The following is a 17,212-nucleotide window of genomic DNA, read 5'->3' on the forward strand; positions in this document are numbered from 1 at the left end:
ACCCTCCCGGAGAAATCCGGGACCCGGTAGGCGGGTTGTGTACCCCTCGGTCCGTCGATCCACCAGCGGGGCCGGTGACGCCCGCTCCTTGAGCCGCACCACCATCACGGTGTTCTGAGGTGAGTGAGGGATCAGAGGTGACATGCGTTAGCGTGGCGAGCGGTGACCGCGGACCCCGTGTTGGTTCGCACGGGGACTAGAGGTGCAATAGGGGCAATCGTGTTGGTCGGGGGGATGTCGTGAAAATCGTGCACACTTCCGACTGGCACCTCGGCCGCGCGTTCCACCGGGTCAACATGCTCGGGGCCCAGGCCGAGTTCATCGGTCACCTCGTCACCACCGTGCGGGAGCACGCCGTGGACGCGGTGGTCGTGTCGGGGGACGTGTACGACCGCGCGGTGCCGCCGCTCGCCGCGGTCGAGCTGTTCGACGACGCCCTGCACCGGCTCGCCGACCTCGGCGTGCCGACGGTGATGATCTCCGGCAACCACGACTCCGCCCGCCGCCTCGGTGTCGGCGCGGGACTCATCGGGCGCGCCGGCATCCATCTGCGGACCGACCCCGCGGCCTGCGGAACCCCCGTGGTGCTCTCCGACGACCACGGCGACGTCGCCTTCTACGGGCTGCCCTATCTCGAACCCGCCCTGGTGAAGGACGAGTTCGGCGTGAGGAAGGCGGGCCACGAGGCCGTGCTCGCCGCCGCCATGGACCGGGTCCGCGCCGACCTCGCGACGCGCGCGCCGGGGACGCGGTCCGTCGTCCTCGCCCATGCCTTCGTCACCGGTGGCGAGGCCAGCGACAGCGAGCGGGACATCACGGTGGGGGGAGTGGCCGCGGTGCCCGCCGGTGTCTTCGACGGCGTCGACTACGTGGCCCTCGGGCACCTGCACGGCAGCCAGACCATCACCGAGCGCGTGCGCTACTCCGGCTCCCCGCTGCCGTACTCCTTCTCGGAGACCGACCACCGCAAGAGCATGTGGCTCGTCGACCTGGACGGGCAGGGCGCGGTCACCGCCGAGCGCGTCGACTGCCCGGTGCCGCGGTCGCTGGCCCGGATCCGCGGGACGCTGGAGGAGTTGCTAGCCGACCCGCGGCTCGTGCCGCAGGAGGACGCCTGGATCGAGGCGACCCTCACCGACCCGGTCCGCCCGGCCGAACCCATGGCCCGTCTCTGCGAGCGCTTCCCGCACACCCTCAGCCTGGTGTTCGATCCCGAACGGGCGCCGGACGACCCCGACGTGTCGTACGCCCGGCGGCTGGCCGGGCGCAGCGACCAGGAGATCGCCGAGGACTTCGTGGCACACGTGCGGGGCGCCGGGCCCGACGAGCGGGAACAGGCCGTGCTGCGGGACGCGTTGGACGCCGTGCGCGCGGACGAGGCCGTGCGGGAGGTGGCCCGGTGAGGCTGCACCGGCTGGACATCACCGCGTTCGGACCGTTCGGCGGTTCCCAGACGGTCGACTTCGACGAGCTGTCGGCAGCCGGGCTGTTCCTTCTGCACGGGCCCACGGGCGCGGGGAAGACCTCCGTCCTCGACGCCGTCTGCTACGCGCTCTACGGCTCGGTGCCCGGGGCCCGGCAGAGCGGCCAGGGCACGGCCCTGCGCAGCGATCACGCCGCCCCCGGCACCCGCACGGAGATCCGTCTCGAACTGACCGTGGCCGGGCGCCGGTTGGAGGTCACCCGGCAACCCCCGTGGGAGCGCCCCAAGAAGCGCGGCACCGGGACGACCCTCGACAAGGCGCAGAGCTGGCTGCGCGAGTACGACGGCCCCACGGGGGCGTGGAAGGACCTGAGCCGGTCCCACCAGGAGATCGGCGAGGAGATCACCCAGCTCCTCGGCATGAGCCGTGAACAGTTCTGCCAGGTCGTGCTGTTGCCCCAGGGTGACTTCGCACGCTTCCTGCGGGCCGACGCCGAGGCACGCGGCAGACTGCTCGGACGGCTCTTCGACACCCACCGGTTCGCCGAGGTCGAGAAGCGGCTGGCCGAGCGCCGCCGCGCCGCCGAGGCACAGGTCCGCGAGGGCGACGCGGCGCTGCTGGCCGACGCGCACCGCATGCAGCAGGCGGCCGGCGACGCCATGGAACTGCCCGACCTCGCACCCGGTGAGCCGGGCCTGGCCGAGGCCGTCCTCGGCGCGGCCGCCGTCGCCCGCAGCACCGCCCGCGAACAGCTGACGATCGCCCACTGCGGACTCGGTGCCGCCGAGTCCGCGCAGGCCGCCGCCGAGCGCGCCCTGGCCGACGTACGCGAACTGGACCGGCTCCAGCGCCGCTTCACCCAGGCGCGTGAGCGGGCCGCGCTGCTCGCGGAGCGGGCCGACGGCTACCACCAGGCGCAGGCCCGGATGGAGCGGGCCCGCAAGGCGGAGGCGGTGGCGCCCGCGCTGGAGCTGCGGGAGGCGGCCGAGGCCGAGCACCGCAGGGCGGCCGAGGCCGAGACACACGCGCGTGGGCTGCTGCCGGAGACCTTCGCCGGGGCGGGCGCCGCAGGACTCGCGAGCGCCGCGCGCCGGGCGGCCGAGGAGCTGGGCGGCCTGGACGCGGCCCGGCGCGCCGAGCAGCGGCTCACCGAACTCGTCCGCGAACGCGCCGCCCTGGACGACGAGGAGCGCTCCGACGAGGACGTCCTCCAGGAGGCCGAGGCGTGGCTGGCCGGCTGGGAGGAGACCCGCGCGGGTCTCCAGCACGCCGTCGAGTCGGCCCAGGAGGCGGCCAACCGCGCCGAACAGCTCGACGTGCAGCGGGAGCCCGCCCGCAGGCGGCTCGCCGCCGCACGCCAGCGCGACCAGTTCGCCCGGGACACCGACGACGCCCAGCAGCAGGTCATCGACGCGACGGACCGGGCGCAGCAGGCCCGAGCCGACTGGCTGGACGTCAAGGAGCGGCGGCTGAACGGCATCGCCGCCGAACTGGCCGCACAGCTCACCGACGGCGAGCCCTGCGCGGTCTGCGGCGCCACCGAGCATCCCGCACCCGCCCGCAAGGACGCCGGGCACGTCGACCGGGAGACCGAGGAGCGGGCGCTCGCCGCCTCGCAGCACGCCGACGAGCAGCGGGCCGAGGCCGAGCGGCGCCTCGCCTTCGTCCAGCGGGCGCTGGCCGCCGCCCAGGGCGAGGCCGGCGACACCTCCACCGAGGACCTCGCCGCCCAGGTGGACGAGCTGGAGCGCGAGTACGCCCGGGTCCGCACCCTCGCCTCGGCCCTGCACACCGCGACGGAACAGCTACGGCAGGCCGAGCGGGAGCGCGAACGACGCCTGACCGCCCAGCAGGAGGCCGCCGTGCGCACCGCCTCCCGCGGCGCCCGCCGGGACGCCCTGGACCACCAACGCATCACCCTGGAAGCGGAATTGGCCGAAGCGCGCGGTGCCGCCGACAGCGTGTCCGCCCGCGCCGCCCAGCTCGAACGGCAGGCCGCGCTGCTCACCGAGGCCGCCGACACCGCGCGCGCCGCCGAGGACACCGCCCAGCGGCTCAAGGACGCCGACGCCCGCCTCGCCGACGCCGCCTTCCGGGCCGGCTTCGAGACCCCGCAGGCCGCGGCCGCCGCCCTCCTCGACGAGGCGGCCCACCGCGACCTCCAGCACCGGCTGGACGCCTGGCAGACCGAGGAGGCCGCCGTACGGGCCGTGCTCGCCGAGTCCGAGACCGCCGAGGCGGCACGGCGGCCGCCCGCCGACGTCCTCGCGGCCGAGCGGGCCGCCGCCGACGCGAGCCGCCGGGTCCGCGAGGCCGCCTCCGCGCTCGACGCGGCCGCCCGGCGCTGCGCGGAACTCGACCGGCTCTCCGCCCGCACGGCCACCGGCCTCGGGCGCCTGGCGCCGCTGCGCGAGGAGTACGACCGGGTGGCCCGCCTGTCCGCGCTCGCGGCGGGCACCTCCGCGGACAACGAACGCAAGATGCGCCTGGAGTCCTATGTGCTCGCGGCCCGCCTGGAGCAGGTGGCGGCCGCCGCGACCGCACGCCTGCAACGGATGTCGTCGGGCCGCTACACCCTCGTCCACTCCGACGACCGCACCGGCCGCGGCCGCAGCGGACTCGGGCTGCACGTCGTCGACGCCTGGACGGGGCGGGAGCGGGACACGGCCACGCTGTCGGGCGGCGAGACCTTCTTCGCCTCCCTCGCCCTGGCCCTCGGCCTCGCGGACGTCGTCACCGACGAGGCGGGCGGGGTCCGGCTCGACACGCTCTTCATCGACGAGGGCTTCGGCAGCCTCGACGACCAGACCCTGGACGAGGTCCTCGACGTCCTGGACTCCCTGCGGGAACGCGACCGCAGCGTGGGCATCGTGAGCCATGTCGCCGATCTGCGCCGCCGCGTCCACGCCCAGCTGGAGGTCGTGAAGGGGCGGTCGGGGTCGGTGCTGAGACAGCGCGGCGGAGTCTGAGGTCAGCGCCCCACGGGCCGCCGGGGGAGCGGCGAGGAGTAGACGACGCTCGTGGTCACCGAGCCCAGGGTGCCGATCTTGCCCGACACCTCCTCCAGGTGCCGCATGGAGCGGGCGGCGACCTTGATGACGAAGCAGTCGTCGCCGGTCACGTGGTGCGCCTCCAGGATCTCGGGCGTCACGGCGACCAGGTCGTGGAAGGGCTTGTAGTTGCCGTTGGGGTACCGGAGGCGGACGAACGCGAGGATCGGCAGGCCGAGCCGGTCGCGGTCCACGACGGCGGCGTACCCCTGGATGACGCCCGCCTCCTCCAGCCGCCGCACCCGCTCGGTGACCGCGCTCGCGGACATCGAGACGGCACGGGCGAGCTCGGCGAAACTGGCCCGGCCCTCCCGCTGGAGGACGTCGAGGATGCGCCAGTCGGTGGCGTCCGGGGAATACGCGGTCATGCCCGAGGAATAGCAGGGGAATCCCCGGCCGGGCAAGGCCACCGCCGTGGAATCGCCCTTCAGGTGGCGGATCGACGGCCGTAGATTTCCGGCCATGACGACAACCGCCGCGCTCCCCTCGAACCCTGTCCTTCGCGTCGCCCCCGCCGCTCCGGCCGAGGCCGCCGCCTACTTCCGCGCCAGTCTGGTCTTCCACGCCGACGTCTCCGACGTCGCCGCCGCGCTCGCCGCGGACGGTGACCCCGGCTTCGTGGTCCTCGACTCCCGTTCCACCGCCGCCTGGGACCAGGGCCACGTCCCGGGCGCGGTCCACCTGCCCACCGCCCTCGTCCCCGAGCAGGCCGAACAGCTCCTGGACAGATCGGTGCCGGTGGTGACGTACTGCTGGGGCCCGGGCTGCAACGGCGCCACACGCGCCGCACTGGCCCTCGCCGAACTCGGCTACCAGGTCAAGGAGATGCTCGGCGGCTTCGAGTACTGGGTGCGGGAGGGTTTCGTGTTCGAGACCTGGGAGGGGCAGGAGCGGCGCGCCGCCGACGCGTTGACCGCACCGGCCGACTCCGAGGACTGCGGCTGTTGAGCCCTGGCGATTCCGGTGGGGTTCCTGTGCAGGTGCAACCCGGAGGTTCCGGTGCGTGTAGGTTCTGGCCCATGGTGCGATACGCGGAGCCGGGCGCGGTGGAATGGGTGGAGTCGGGCGGCGGTCCGCTCATAGCGGTGCCCGAGACGGTGCTGCCGTTCTGGGCGGGAGCCGACGGCGACGAGACGGTCTCCGACTACGACCGGGCCTGTGAAGTCGAGGGTTCCGTGGGCCTGTTGCCGGTCGGCGACGCGGTGGCCCTGGTCCTCGGGGACGAACCCGCCTCGACCTCCTATCTCGCCGAGCACGACACCTTCGTACGGTGGTGCGCCGCCGACTCCGAGGACGAACTCCTCGCCGAGGTCCCGGCCGCCCTCGCCGGCGCGGTCTGGGAGGAGGAGGTGAGCTGGACGGTACCCGGCCCGGTCGTCCTCTTCGACGCGGCCTGGCCCGGCAACGACTCGGTCGGCACCGACCACCTGAAGGTCTCGCTCGCCCCCGGCCGGTACGCGGTACGCGCCGCCGACGTGCGCCCCGGCCCGGAGACCTGGCTGGGTCTGGTCCAGCTGCGCCGGCTCCAGGACTGACGGTCGCCGACGTGCGGACCTGAGCAAGCGGCCCGCCCCGTCGCCCGCTCGGGGGCGTCGAGGCGGGCCGCTTGCGCGATCGGGCGACCGGCGGCTTCCCGCACCGGTCCGCCGTACGCGTTACAGCCGGGCCAGCTCGTCCACCAGGTCGTCGAGGCCCAGGGAGCCCTGCGACAGTGCCGCCATGTGCCAGGCCTTGAGGTCGAAGGCGTCGCCGTGCCGCTCCCGGGCCTTCTCCCGGCCCAGCAGCCAGGCCCGCTCACCGAGCTTGTAGCCGATCGCCTGGCCGGGAATCGTCAGGTAGCGGGTCAGCTCGCTCTCCACGAAGTCCGCCGGACGGCTGCTGTGCGCGCCGAAGAACTCCTGCGCCAGTTCGGGCGTCCAGCGCTCACCGGGGTGGAAGGGGGAGTCCGCCGGGATCTCCAGCTCCAGGTGCATGCCGATGTCGACGATGACCCGGGCGGCCCGCATCATCTGCGCGTCGAGGTAGCCGAGCCGCTGCTCCGGATCGGTCAGGAAGCCCAGCTCGTCCATCAGCCGCTCCGCGTACAGCGCCCAGCCCTCGGCGTTGGCGCTGACCCCGCCGACCACCGCCTGGTAGCGGGAGAGGTTCTTCGCGACATGGGCCCACTGCGCCAGCTGGAGGTGATGGCCGGGGACGCCCTCGTGGTACCAGGTCGAGACGAGGTCGTAGACCGGGAAACGGGTCTGGCCCATCGTCGGCAGCCAGGTGCGGCCGGGACGCGAGAAGTCCTCCGACGGCGGCGTGTAGTACGGGGCGGCCGCGCTGCCGGGCGGGGCGATGCAGGACTCCACCTTCCGCACCCGCTCGGCGAGTTCGAAGTGGGTGCCGTCCAGCGCGTCGATCGCCTGGTCCATCAGGCCCTGGAGCCAGTCGCGCACCTCGTCGACGCCCTCGATGTGCTTGCCGTGCTCGTCGAGGTGCGCGAGCGCCACCCACGGCGTCGCGGCGCCCGGCAGGATCTTCTCGGCCTCCTGCCGCATCTCGCCGAGCAGCCGGTGGTACTCGGACCAGCCGTACGCGTACGCCTCGTCCAGGTCGAGGTCCGTGCCGTTGAAGTAGCGGGCCCAGCGGGCGTATCGCTCCCGGCCCACCGTGTTCGGGGCGCCCTCGACGGCGGGCGTGTACACGTCCCGCATCCAGTCGCGCAGCTCCACCACGGAGGCGGTCGCCGCGCGGGCGGCCTCGTCCAGTTCGGCCCGCAGCGACTCGGGTCCCGCCGAGACGAAGTCCTCGAACCAGCCGCGGCCGTTGCCGTCGGTGTCCGCCCACTCGGTGAGCTGCTCGACGAAGGTGGCCGTCGGGCGCGGAGCCGCGTACAGCTTGCGCTCCAGACCGAGGGCGAGGGACTCGCGGTAGCCCGCGTACGCCGTGGGCACGGCACGCAACCGCTCGGCGATGGCCGCCCAGTCCTCCTCGGTCTGGTTCGGCGTCACGGTGAAGACCTCGCGGACCGAGTGCGCGGGCGTCGCCATGTTGCCGACCGCGCGCAGCCCCTCGTCGGCCTCGTGCACCGCGAGTTCGGCGGTCAGCCGCTCCCGCAGCAGCCGGCCGCACCGGCGCTCGATGTCGCTGTCCGCGCCGGGCCGCCGCTCGGCCTCGTCGAGCCGGGCGAGGGTCGCCCGCTGGAGCTCCGCCAGCGCCTCCTGGCCCGCCGGCGACGTGTCGGGCAGTTTGCTCGAACTCTCCTTCACACCCAGGTAGGTACCGGTGACCGGATCGAGGGCGATGAGCTCGTCGACGTAGGTGTCGGCGACCTGACGGGGAAGCGGGCTCTGAGTCTCAGACATGCGGACCATCCTCGTACGCGGACCTCGCGGGAGTCACCCCGATTCCGCTGTGGGCGTGGCCGGCGGGAGGAGCGGCCCGCACTCCCACTGCTGGAAGATCAGCCGGGTCTCCACCCGGGCCACCTCGCGCCGGGACGTGAACTCGTCCAGCACCAGCCGCTGGAGGTCGGTCATGTCCGCCACGGCCACGTGCACGAGGTAGTCGTCGGGGCCGGTCAGATGGAAGACGGTCCGCGACTCCGGCAGCGCCCGGATCCGCTCCACGAACGGCCCCACCAGCTCCCGCCGATGCGGCCTGACCTGCACCGACAGCAGCGCCTCCAGACCCCGGCCGAGCTTCGCCGGATCCAGCCGCAACTGGTGCCCGAGGATGACGCCCGAGCGGCGCAGCCGGGTCACCCGGTCCAGGCAGGTCGAGGGGGCGACACCGACCTGCGCGGCGAGATCGCGGTAGGTGGTCCGGGCGTCGTTCTGCAACAGCCGCAGCAGATGCAGGTCCACCGGGTCCAGTACGACAGATTCGGCCATCGGCCGAACGTAGCACGGGCATATCCCCGCGCAGTCCGTTCGGTGTTCACTCTTGCGGTCATGGACTCAGCGCGCACCGCCACCGCCTTCCGTACGCCGCTCAGAGCACTGGCCACCGAGGCCGTCCACGCCGGCCGCGACGACCTCGTCCGGCAGGGACTGCACGCCCCGCCCATCGACCTGTCGACGACCTACCCCTCCTACGACAGCCGCGGTGAGGCCGCCCGTATCGACGCCTTCGCCGCGACCGGCGCCGAGCCGCAGGGCCCGCCGGTGTACGGGCGGCTCGGCAACCCGACCGTCGCCCGCTTCGAGACCGCCCTGGCCCGCCTGGAGAACACCGGGGCCGCGGTCGCCTTCGCCAGCGGCATGGCCGCGCTCACGGCGGTCCTTCTCGTACGGGCCTCCCTGGGCCTGCGCCACGTGGTGGCCGTACGCCCCCTGTACGGGTGCAGCGACCACCTCCTGACCGCCGGACTCCTCGGCACCGAGGTCACCTGGACCGATCCGGCGGGGGTCGCCGACGCCCTGCGCCCGGACACCGGCCTGGTCCTGGTCGAGTCCCCGGCCAACCCCACCCTCGCCGAGCTCGACCTGCGCGCCCTGGCCCACTCCTGCGGCTCCGTGCCCCTCCTCGCGGACAACACCTTCGCCACACCCGTGCTCCAGCGTCCCGCGGAGCAGGGCGCCCGCCTGGTGCTGCACAGCGCGACCAAGTACCTCGGCGGCCACGGGGACGTCATGGCGGGAGTGGTGGCCTGCGACGAGGAGTTCGCCGGGCGGTTGCGGCAGGTGCGCTTCGCCACGGGCGGTGTCCTGCACCCCCTCGCCGGCTATCTCCTGCTGCGCGGCCTGGCGACCCTCCCGGTCCGGGTCCGTGCCGCCTCCGCCACCGCCGCCGAGCTCGCCCGCCGCCTCGCCGCCGACCCCCGGGTGAGCCGCGTGCACTACCCGCGGATCGGCGGCGCGATGATCGCCTTCGAGGTCGACGGCGACCCGCACGAGGTGATCGACCGGGTCCGGCTGGTCACCCCGGCGGTGAGCCTGGGCAGCGTGGACACCCTCATCCAGCACCCGGCGTCGATCAGCCACCGCATCGTGGACGCGGACGACCGGCGGGGGGCCGGGGTGAGCGACCGTCTGCTGCGCCTGTCGGTGGGCCTGGAGGACGTGGACGACCTGTGGACGGACCTGGACCAGGCCCTCGGACAGACCCCCGCCTGACGGACCCGGACCGGGTCCGCCGGCCGGCCCCGGCCGCTACGGCGCCTCGACGCGCGTGACGCGTACGGCGCGCTCCGGCTCCGCCCCCGGAGCGAGGCGCGCCGTGATCACCAGGGTCCCCTCCTCGATCTGGTAGTCGAGGGGGAGTCCCAGCCCCCGCATCGCGGCGACCATCCCGGTGTTGGACGACTGCGTCACGGCGTACACGCTTTCGCACCCGGCCTCGGCGGCCATCGCGACCAGCCGCTCCAGCAGCTCGGCCCCGATCCCGCGCCGCTGCCACGCGTCCTCGACGAGCAGCGCCACCTCGGTCTCGTCGCCGTCCCACAGCAGGTGGCCGAGCCCGACGATGCGCCCGGAGGCGGTCTGCACGGCGAGGGTGCGCCCGAACCGCGGACTGAGCAGGTGGTTCAGATAGCGGTCGGCGTCACCGACGGGCCCGTGGTAGCGCATGCCCAACGTCCTCGGCGAGCACCGCTCGTGCATCGCCACCGCGGCCGCCAGATCGCCGGTGTCGGCCCGCCGCACGGTGATGTCGTGTCCCTGCGGCAGCGTCAGCAGATCCTGGCTGCGCGGCACCCGCGGACCGAGCCGGGCGTCCAGCTCGACCAGGGCCCGGGCCCGGGCGAACTCCGTCGGCGTGAACGGCAGATACGGCCGCTCCACGGTGATCACGCCGCCTTCCGGAGCCCGCAGCCGCATCACGGTGTCCTCCAGAGCCCCTTCCACGGGCACCCCTTCCGGCCCGCGACCGCCGCCCACCGGCGCGGCCGGCAGGGACCGGATCGTGCACCGGCCCAGCAACTGCCGCAGCGCGAGCGGCAGTTCCGCCGCGTCCAGCGCGGTACGGGTGGCGAGACCGAGCACCCGGGTCGGGGCGTCCACCAGATCGTGCGTGTCGGCCCGCTCGATCCAGGTGTCCGCGCCGCCGGCCCGCGCGACGGCCTGGGTGATCGCGGCGCCCTCCAGCGCGCCCGGGGCACGCAGCAGGAACTCGTCGACCGTGCCCTCGGCCAGCGGGTGGGTCTGGAGGCTCAGGATGTCGATCCGCTGCCCGGCCAGGACCGTGCACAGGGCGGCCAGCGAGCCCGGTTCGTCCTTCACCGTGGTCCGCATCCGCCACAGGGTGCTCTCCGCCGCCACGGGACCCGGGGTTCCCGACTGCCCGGCCTGCTCCCCTTCGGGCAGCGGCCGGGCGCCGGTATCACCCGTCGGGGGCGCGTGGCCGTGGCGCCGTGTCCACCGGGTGCTGAACGCGGCCCTGAAGGCGGCGGCGAGTTTCGCAGGGGTCACATCAGACATGTTCGAAGTCATGCAGCCACTGTGAAGGAACGGTGTTGCGTGATCACGAACGTATTGTGACTGCGCGGTAAAGCGTGGTCCGTGCGCTTTATACCCTTTTCAACAGTTCATGGGTCGCGCACCGGGGGATGACGCCGGTGCGCGACCCGCCGTACAGCGTACGGGAGTTACTGGCCCACCCGGCCCGGCTGGAGCACCTGTGTGAACAGCACGGTGCCGTCCGCCTCGCGCAGCCGGACCGTCAGCTCGCCGCTGTGGCCGTCGATGTCGACCTCGCCGAAGAACTGGTAGCCGCCGGCGGGGGAGACGTTCGAGGCGGTCGGCGCCTTCACGAAGACCCGCTCCGGGCCGAAGGTGCCGTCGAGCGCGCTGGCCGGGAAGGCCCCCGCGTTCAACGGGCCCGACACGAACTCCCAGAACGGCTCGAAGTCGGTGAACGCGGCCCGCGACGGCTGGTAGTGCTGGGCCGAGGTGTGGTGCACGTCGGCGGTGAGCCACACCGTGCCGGTGATCCGCCGGTGCTTGACGAACCGCAGCAGCTCGGCGATCTGGAGCTCACGTCCGAGCGGGGCGCCCGGATCGCCCTGCGCCACCGCCTCGATGTTCGCCCTGCCCTCCGTGGCGTCGGGCACGACCAGGCCGAGCGGCATGTCCGAGGCGATCACCTTCCACACCGCCCGCGAGCGCGACAGCTCCCGCTTCAGCCACTCCAACTGCTCCCGGCCGAGGATGCCCTGCGGGTCCACGGTCTGGTCGTCGGGCGAGTTGGCGTTCCGGTACGTGCGCATGTCCAGCACGAACACGTCGAGCAGCGGGCCCTGCCGCAGCACCCGGTACACCCGGCCGTCCCGGCTGCCGGGCCGGAGCGTGGAGATCGGGAAGTACTCGCTGAACGCGCGCCGCGCCCGGCCGGCGAGCACGTCGACGCGCTTCTCGGTGTAGCGGGTGTCGGAGTCCAGGATCGTCTGCCCCGGGTACCAGTTGTTGCGCACCTCGTGGTCGTCCCACTGGATGATCGACGGGACCTGGGCGTTGAAGGCCCGGAGGTTGTGGTCGAGCAGGTTGTAGCGGAAGTTGCCGCGGAACTCGGCCAGGGTCTCGGCGACCTTGGACTTCTCCTCGGTCGTGATGTTCCGCCAGGTGCCGCCGTCCGGCAGGGCTGCGGTGGCCGGGATCGGTCCGTCGGCGTAGATGTTGTCGCCGCTGCACAGGAAGAAGTCCGGGTCCAGCGCGGCCATCGCCCGGTAGATCGTGTAGCCGCCGAAGTCGGGGTTGATGCCCCAGCCCTGCCCGGCGAGGTCGCCGGACCACAGGAACCGCACCCCGTCCCGGCGCTTGTGGGACACCGTGCGGAAGGTGCCGGTGACCGGCTCACCGGTGCGGCGCGGGTCGTCCGGGTCGGCGAGCAGCACCCGGTAGTGGATCTGCTCGCCCGACGGCAGCCCGCGCAGCCGGGTCGTCCCCGTGAAGTCGGTGTCCGGGCCGAGCAGCGGGCCGTGCCATCTGCGCGGGTTGCGGAACGATTCGGTCGCCGACGTCTCCACGATCATCCGGGCCGGACGGTCGGAACGCACCCACACCAGACCGGAGTCGGCGGTCACGTCTCCCGTCTGCACACCCCATCCCGCCCCCGGGCGCCCGGACAGGGCGAAGGCGGGCGCGGCCCCGGAGACCGTGGGGAGGGTGAGGGCCGCCGAGGCTGCCAGGGAGCCGCGCAGAACGCTGCGGCGGCCGGGGAAGGGACGGTGGGACATGGATGCGCCTCCAAGGACGGGATCCGGCCGGTGTGCGATGCCACAACTACTGGGGCGCCGCAGCGCACACGCAAACCGCAGGTGAACAACTGGCCGCGGGAACGGGGGAACCCACGTGCCAGACGGCGCGGCTCAGCGGTGGGGCGGCCCGGGCCGGCACGCATGGTGTCGCTCAGCGGGCTCGGTGTCAGGCGACCTCGGGCATCGGCCCGTTCAGCGCCGGGCGGCCTCTGCCATCAGCCGTACGCCGTCGCGGATCCGTGCCGGCGACAGGTGCGCGTATCCCAGGACCAGCCGCACGCCCTCCTGGTCCTCGGGCTCGGCACGCGCGTGTGCGTAGTCCGTCAGGGGCCGCACGCGCACACCGGCCGTGCCCAGGCGCGCGAGAAACCGCTCCTGAGGGCCGTACCGGGGCGGCAGCGCGGCGATGACGTGCAGCCCGGCCGCGATCCCGGACACCTGCGTGCCGGGGAGGTGCTCGTCCAGCGCCGCGACCAGCGCGTCGCGCCGCTCCCGGTAGGCGCGCTGGCAGCGGCGCAGCTGACGGTCGTAGTCGCCGCGCTCCACGAACCGGGCGAACAGCGCCTGGTCGACGGTGGGATGGCCGAGGTCCATGGTCCGCTTGCGCTCGACGATCTCGTCGGCCAGCGTCTCCGGCACGAGCAGCCAGCCCAGGCGCAGCCCGGGCGCGAGGGACTTGCTGACCGATCCCGTGTAGGCGACGCGGTCCGGGTCGAGCCCCTGGAGCGCGCCCACGGGGGCCCGGTCGTAGCGGAAGTCGCCGTCGTAGTCGTCCTCCAGCACGAAGCCGTCGACGGAACGCGCCCAGTCGAGCAGTTCCGCGCGCCGCCGCGCCGAGTAGGCGATGCCGGTGGGGAACTGGTGGGAGGGCGTCGTGACCACGGCACGCACGTCCGCGTCGCGCAGCGGCCCGAGCAGGATCCCGTCGTCGTCCAGCGGCACCGGAACGGTGGTCACGCCCGCCGCCGCGTACAGGGCGTCGTGCTGCGGGCTCCCCGGGTCCTCCACGCCGACGGTCGGCAACCCGCGCGCGTGGAGCGCGAATCCGAGCAGTGTCGTCGCCTGCGCCACGCCGGAGACGACCACGATCCGCTCCGGGTCGGCGACCACACCCCGGCGGCGCGTCAGCAGTTCGGCCAGGGCGGCCCGCAGCCGGGGCAGCCCGCGCGGGTCGGGATAGCCGAGGTCCTGGTGCGCCAGCTCCGCCAGCACGCCCCGGTGGGCGGTGGCCCACGCGGTGCGGGGGAACAGCGACAGGTCGGGCGTCCCCGCCACGAAGTCCGCCCGGCTGCCCGGAGCACGCGGGGCCAGGTCACGCGCGCGTGGCCGGGCCGCCCGCACGGCACCGCCGACCCAGGTGCCCGCGCCGCGGCCGCTGCGCAGATAGCCCTCCGCCGTGAGCTGTTCGTACGCCTCGGTGACCAGACCGCGCGACACGCCGAGGTCGGCGGCCAGGTCCCGGCTCGACGGCAGCCGCGTCCCCGGCACGAGCCGCCCGGAGCGGACCGCCTCCCTGAGCGCCGCCTGGAGGGAACGGCCACGCGTGCGTGCCGGCGCCGAGACGGCGGGCAGGAGCAGCTCCCAGGCGGCCGACCCGACGGGGTCGCCGTGCGGTCGCCGTTGCGGATTGGTCCCCGATGACGTCATGGCACTGGACCTTAAACCGGGCCGCGGCAGTTCCTAGCGTCGTCGCCATGAACGCCACCACCACGCGCGGCTCCCTCCTCGCCGCGCTCGCCTGCGTCCTCGTCGGCGCGTCCTTCACCGCCAACAGCCTCCTCGGCGACTACCCGTACGCGGGTGGCCAGGCCCTGCGCTACGCCCTTGCCGCGCTGCTGCTGGTTCCCCTGGCCGCGAAGGGCGCCGGGGCACGGCTGCGCGCTCTCGGGCGCCGGCAGTGGGCACGGCTCGCGCTCCTCGCCGCCGTGGGCATGGTCGGCTTCAACCTCGCCGTCATCGCCGCCGAGCGCACCGCGGAACCGGCCGTCCCGGGCGTCCTCGTGGGCTGCGCCCCCGTGCTGGTGGCCGTCCTCGTCCCGCTGCTGGAGGGACGCCGGCCCCGGCGCCGGATCCTGCGGGGCGCGCTGCTCGTGGCCCTCGGTGCCTTCGCCGTCCAGGGGTGGGGCCGAACCGACGGCGCGGGCCTCGCCTTCTCGGTGTGCGCGCTGGCCGGCGAGGTCGGCTTCGCGGTGCTCGCCGTACCGGTGCTGCGCCCGCTGGGGCCGCGGCTGCTGTCCGCGACCGTCTGCGCGGTCGCCGCCGCCGAGGCCGCGGCGGCCGGACTGCTCCTGGACGGCACGGCGTGGCTGCGCCGCCCCGACAGCGCCGAGGCCGCCGCACTGCTGTGGCAGGCGGCGGTCGTCACCGTCGTCGGATTCGTGTGCTGGTACATGGGCATGCAGCGGATCGGCGCGGAGCGCGCCACCCTGTTCTCCGGCCTCATCCCGGTCGCGGCCGCCTGCACCGCGCCCCTCGTCGGCACGGGCTCCTACGGCGCCGCGCAGGCCGTGGGCAGCGCCCTGGTCGGTGCCGGGGTCGCCCTCGGTTCCGGGGCGTCGGCCGGGCGGCGCAAGGGCTCAGCGGCTGCCGTCGAGGATGACCCGCGCGACCAGCGCCGGGTCGTCGTTCATCGGGCAGTGGCCGCAGCCGGGCAGCCGCACGAGCCGGGCCCGGGGAATGATCTGCTTGGCCCGCACTCCCTGCCGGCGCACGAGGATCATGTCCCTGGTGCCCCAGGCGACCGTGACGGGCAGCCCCGGGACGTCGTCGCCGAACCGGACGGCGGTACCGGCCCGGAGCGTCTCGTCGAATCCCGTGGCCCGCGCCAGGGCAAGTGTCTCGGCGACCACGGCCTCGGGTGAACGGCGGCCCGGGCGGGCGTAGATGGTGCTCGTGAGCATCGTGCGGCCGGCCGCGCTGCGCGAAAGCCGCTCGACCAGCGGCAGCGGCAGCCGCCGGGAGACGCGCCGCATGGTGAGCAGCACCCCGAACGCGTAGCGGCGCTCGGCCTGCGACCAGAACCCGGCGGGAGCCAGCGCGGTGACGGACCGTACGAGCCGCTCGCGCCCGAGTTCCAGGGCCAGCAGCCCGCCGAGGGAGTTGCCCGCCACATGCGGTCGGTCCAGCTCCAGCGCCTCGCAGAACGCCCCGAACACGGACGTCGTGGTGGCCAGGTCGTACGACAGCCCCTCGGGCAGCCCCGGCGACGCGCCGAACCCCGGCAGGTCCACGGCGATCACGTCGCGCTCGGTCGCCAGGATGTCCACCACCGGGTCCCAGGCCTGCCGGTGGTGACCGATGCCGTGCAGCAGGAGGAGCGGCTCGCCGCGCCCCACGCGCGTGTAGGAGACGGTCACGGGCTGCGGCCCCTGCGGGGAGGGGACTTCGAAGGAGACGGTGGCGGACATGAGGGCTCCTTGACGGCGGGTCACGGGGCTGAGGCGACGACGTGCGGCGGACACGTCGTAGACAGCTTGTCAGCAATTGCTACTGGCGGGTAGACCCCTCCGGCCCCAGTCCCCGTCCCGGCCCTCGGTCCCCGGTGCGCGCCGCGCCTGGTGCCGCCTGGACACGAACCGGCGTCTGCGTTGGGATGAAGGCGTGGCCACTGACACCGAGACCGACGTCTTCGAAGCACACCGTCCCGTTCTCCTGGGCGTCGCCTACCGCATGCTCGGGCGCGTCGCCGACGCCGAGGACGTGGTGCAGGAAGCCTGGCTGCGCTGGTCGGCGGCGGACCGGAGCGAGGTGCGCGAACCGCGCGCCTATCTGGTCCGCGTCACCACGCGCCTGGCGATCGACCGGCTCCGCCAGGTCAAGGCGCGCGGTGAGACCTACGTCGGACCGTGGCTGCCCGAGCCGTACGTGACCGACTTCGGCGACACCGTCCCCGACACCGCCGAGCAGGCCGTCCTCGCCGACTCGGTCTCCCTCGCGGTCCTGGTCGTCATGGAGTCCCTGTCGCCCCTGGAGCGGGCGGTGTTCGTCCTCAGGGAGGCCTTCGGCTACCCCTACGCCGACATCGCCGCCATGCTCGACCGCGCCGAACCCGCCGTACGGCAGCTCGCCGGGCGGGCCCGCCGGCACGTCGACGAACGACGGCCCCGCTACGACGTCGACCCGGTCCGCCGCCGCGATCTGACGGAGCGTTTCCTCGCCGCGGCCGGCGGCGGCGACCTGGAGGCGCTGATGGCGCTGCTCGCCCCGGACGTCCGGCTCGTCGGGGACAGCGGCGGCAAGAGCAAGGCGCCGCTGCGGGTCCTGGAGTCGGCCGACCACGTGGGCCGCTTCATCGCCGGCGTCGCCGGCAAGGGCCTCCCGGACCTCACCTGGCGTTTCCTGGAGATCAACGGCGGGCCCGCGGTGCTCGTCCTGTCGGGCGGCAAGCCCGACTCCGTCTTCCAGGTGGACGTCCTCGACGGCCGCATCCAGTCCGTCTACATCATCCGCAACCCGGACAAGCTGCACGCCCTGTCGGCCGTCTGAACGCCTCGTCAACGCTGTGTGACATCGCGTCCGCACACCCCGGAGGGGATCGAGGATTGGTCTTGACCAAGGGTGGG

General features: G+C 74.0%; 13 protein-coding genes and 1 pseudogene. 7 read left to right on the forward strand and 7 right to left on the reverse strand.

Features of this window, described 5'->3' with window-relative positions:
- Nucleotides 1-239 precede the first annotated feature (239 nt).
- A complete protein-coding gene (locus ACIQJT_RS09520) occupies nucleotides 240-1,403 on the forward strand; it encodes an exonuclease SbcCD subunit D (protein ID WP_402641507.1) in 1,164 nt (387 codons plus the stop codon).
- Complete coding sequence (locus ACIQJT_RS09525; protein ID WP_402641509.1) at nucleotides 1,400-4,393, forward strand: AAA family ATPase; 2,994 nt, start codon at nucleotides 1,400-1,402, stop codon at nucleotides 4,391-4,393. The genes ACIQJT_RS09520 and ACIQJT_RS09525 overlap by 4 nt, the downstream gene beginning before the upstream one ends.
- Nucleotides 4,394-4,395: 2 nt before the next feature.
- On the opposite strand, the gene ACIQJT_RS09530 is transcribed toward ACIQJT_RS09525, so the two are convergent.
- Nucleotides 4,396-4,842 (reverse strand): Lrp/AsnC family transcriptional regulator, encoded by a 447-nt coding sequence (locus ACIQJT_RS09530; protein WP_402641511.1) that lies wholly within the window; start codon nucleotides 4,840-4,842, stop codon nucleotides 4,396-4,398.
- Between the two features lie 94 nt (nucleotides 4,843-4,936).
- Here ACIQJT_RS09530 and ACIQJT_RS09535 point away from each other — a divergent pair, with 94 nt between their 5' ends.
- The gene (locus ACIQJT_RS09535) at nucleotides 4,937-5,422 is read left to right on the forward strand and encodes a rhodanese-like domain-containing protein (RefSeq protein ID WP_402641514.1); all 486 of its coding nucleotides are present in this window, start codon (nucleotides 4,937-4,939) and stop codon (nucleotides 5,420-5,422) included.
- Nucleotides 5,423-5,493: 71 nt separating this feature from the next.
- Nucleotides 5,494-6,009, forward strand: coding sequence for an immunity 21 family protein (locus ACIQJT_RS09540; protein WP_365448500.1), 516 nt, complete (start codon nucleotides 5,494-5,496; stop codon nucleotides 6,007-6,009).
- Between the two features lie 120 nt (nucleotides 6,010-6,129).
- Here the strand turns inward: ACIQJT_RS09540 and ACIQJT_RS09545 are convergent, their stop codons facing one another.
- Both ACIQJT_RS09545 and ACIQJT_RS09550 read right to left on the reverse strand, forming a co-directional pair.
- Complete coding sequence (locus ACIQJT_RS09545; RefSeq protein WP_365448502.1) at nucleotides 6,130-7,821, reverse strand: DUF885 domain-containing protein; 1,692 nt, start codon at nucleotides 7,819-7,821, stop codon at nucleotides 6,130-6,132.
- Nucleotides 7,822-7,854: 33 nt separating this feature from the next.
- The gene (locus ACIQJT_RS09550; protein ID WP_053847631.1) at nucleotides 7,855-8,349 is read right to left on the reverse strand and encodes an Lrp/AsnC family transcriptional regulator; all 495 of its coding nucleotides are present in this window, start codon (nucleotides 8,347-8,349) and stop codon (nucleotides 7,855-7,857) included.
- Between the two features lie 60 nt (nucleotides 8,350-8,409).
- Here ACIQJT_RS09550 and ACIQJT_RS09555 point away from each other — a divergent pair, with 60 nt between their 5' ends.
- The gene (locus ACIQJT_RS09555) at nucleotides 8,410-9,573 is read left to right on the forward strand and encodes a trans-sulfuration enzyme family protein (protein ID WP_402641518.1); all 1,164 of its coding nucleotides are present in this window, start codon (nucleotides 8,410-8,412) and stop codon (nucleotides 9,571-9,573) included.
- Nucleotides 9,574-9,609: 36 nt separating this feature from the next.
- Here the strand turns inward: ACIQJT_RS09555 and ACIQJT_RS09560 are convergent, their stop codons facing one another.
- The 3 genes from ACIQJT_RS09560 to ACIQJT_RS09570 form a co-directional block, all read right to left on the reverse strand.
- Nucleotides 9,610-10,887, reverse strand: a complete 1,278-nt coding sequence (locus ACIQJT_RS09560; protein WP_402641520.1) for a GNAT family N-acetyltransferase — start codon at nucleotides 10,885-10,887, stop codon at nucleotides 9,610-9,612.
- Nucleotides 10,888-11,042: 155 nt separating this feature from the next.
- Nucleotides 11,043-12,629, reverse strand: a complete 1,587-nt coding sequence (locus tag ACIQJT_RS09565) for an alkaline phosphatase D family protein (RefSeq protein ID WP_402641523.1) — start codon at nucleotides 12,627-12,629, stop codon at nucleotides 11,043-11,045.
- Between the two features lie 213 nt (nucleotides 12,630-12,842).
- The gene (locus tag ACIQJT_RS09570) at nucleotides 12,843-14,297 is read right to left on the reverse strand and encodes a PLP-dependent aminotransferase family protein (protein ID WP_402641525.1); all 1,455 of its coding nucleotides are present in this window, start codon (nucleotides 14,295-14,297) and stop codon (nucleotides 12,843-12,845) included.
- Between the two features lie 47 nt (nucleotides 14,298-14,344).
- Between ACIQJT_RS09570 and ACIQJT_RS09575 the strand changes: the two are divergent.
- Nucleotides 14,345-15,181 (forward strand): annotated as a pseudogene (locus ACIQJT_RS09575) (EamA family transporter); the annotation flags it as partial.
- Nucleotides 15,182-15,226: 45 nt separating this feature from the next.
- On the opposite strand, the gene ACIQJT_RS09580 reads toward ACIQJT_RS09575, so the two are convergent.
- The gene (locus tag ACIQJT_RS09580) at nucleotides 15,227-16,057 is read right to left on the reverse strand and encodes an alpha/beta fold hydrolase (protein WP_365448512.1); all 831 of its coding nucleotides are present in this window, start codon (nucleotides 16,055-16,057) and stop codon (nucleotides 15,227-15,229) included.
- A 193-nt stretch (nucleotides 16,058-16,250) separates the two neighbouring features.
- Between ACIQJT_RS09580 and ACIQJT_RS09585 the strand changes: the two genes are divergently transcribed.
- Nucleotides 16,251-17,135 carry an RNA polymerase sigma-70 factor gene (locus ACIQJT_RS09585; protein WP_402641528.1) on the forward strand — a complete coding sequence of 295 codons (885 nt, stop codon included), beginning with the start codon at nucleotides 16,251-16,253 and terminating at the stop codon, nucleotides 17,133-17,135.
- Nucleotides 17,136-17,212 lie beyond the last annotated feature (77 nt).

Source organism: Streptomyces sp. NPDC091972 (assembly GCF_044756385.1).
Lineage (GTDB): Bacteria > Actinomycetota > Actinomycetes > Streptomycetales > Streptomycetaceae > Streptomyces.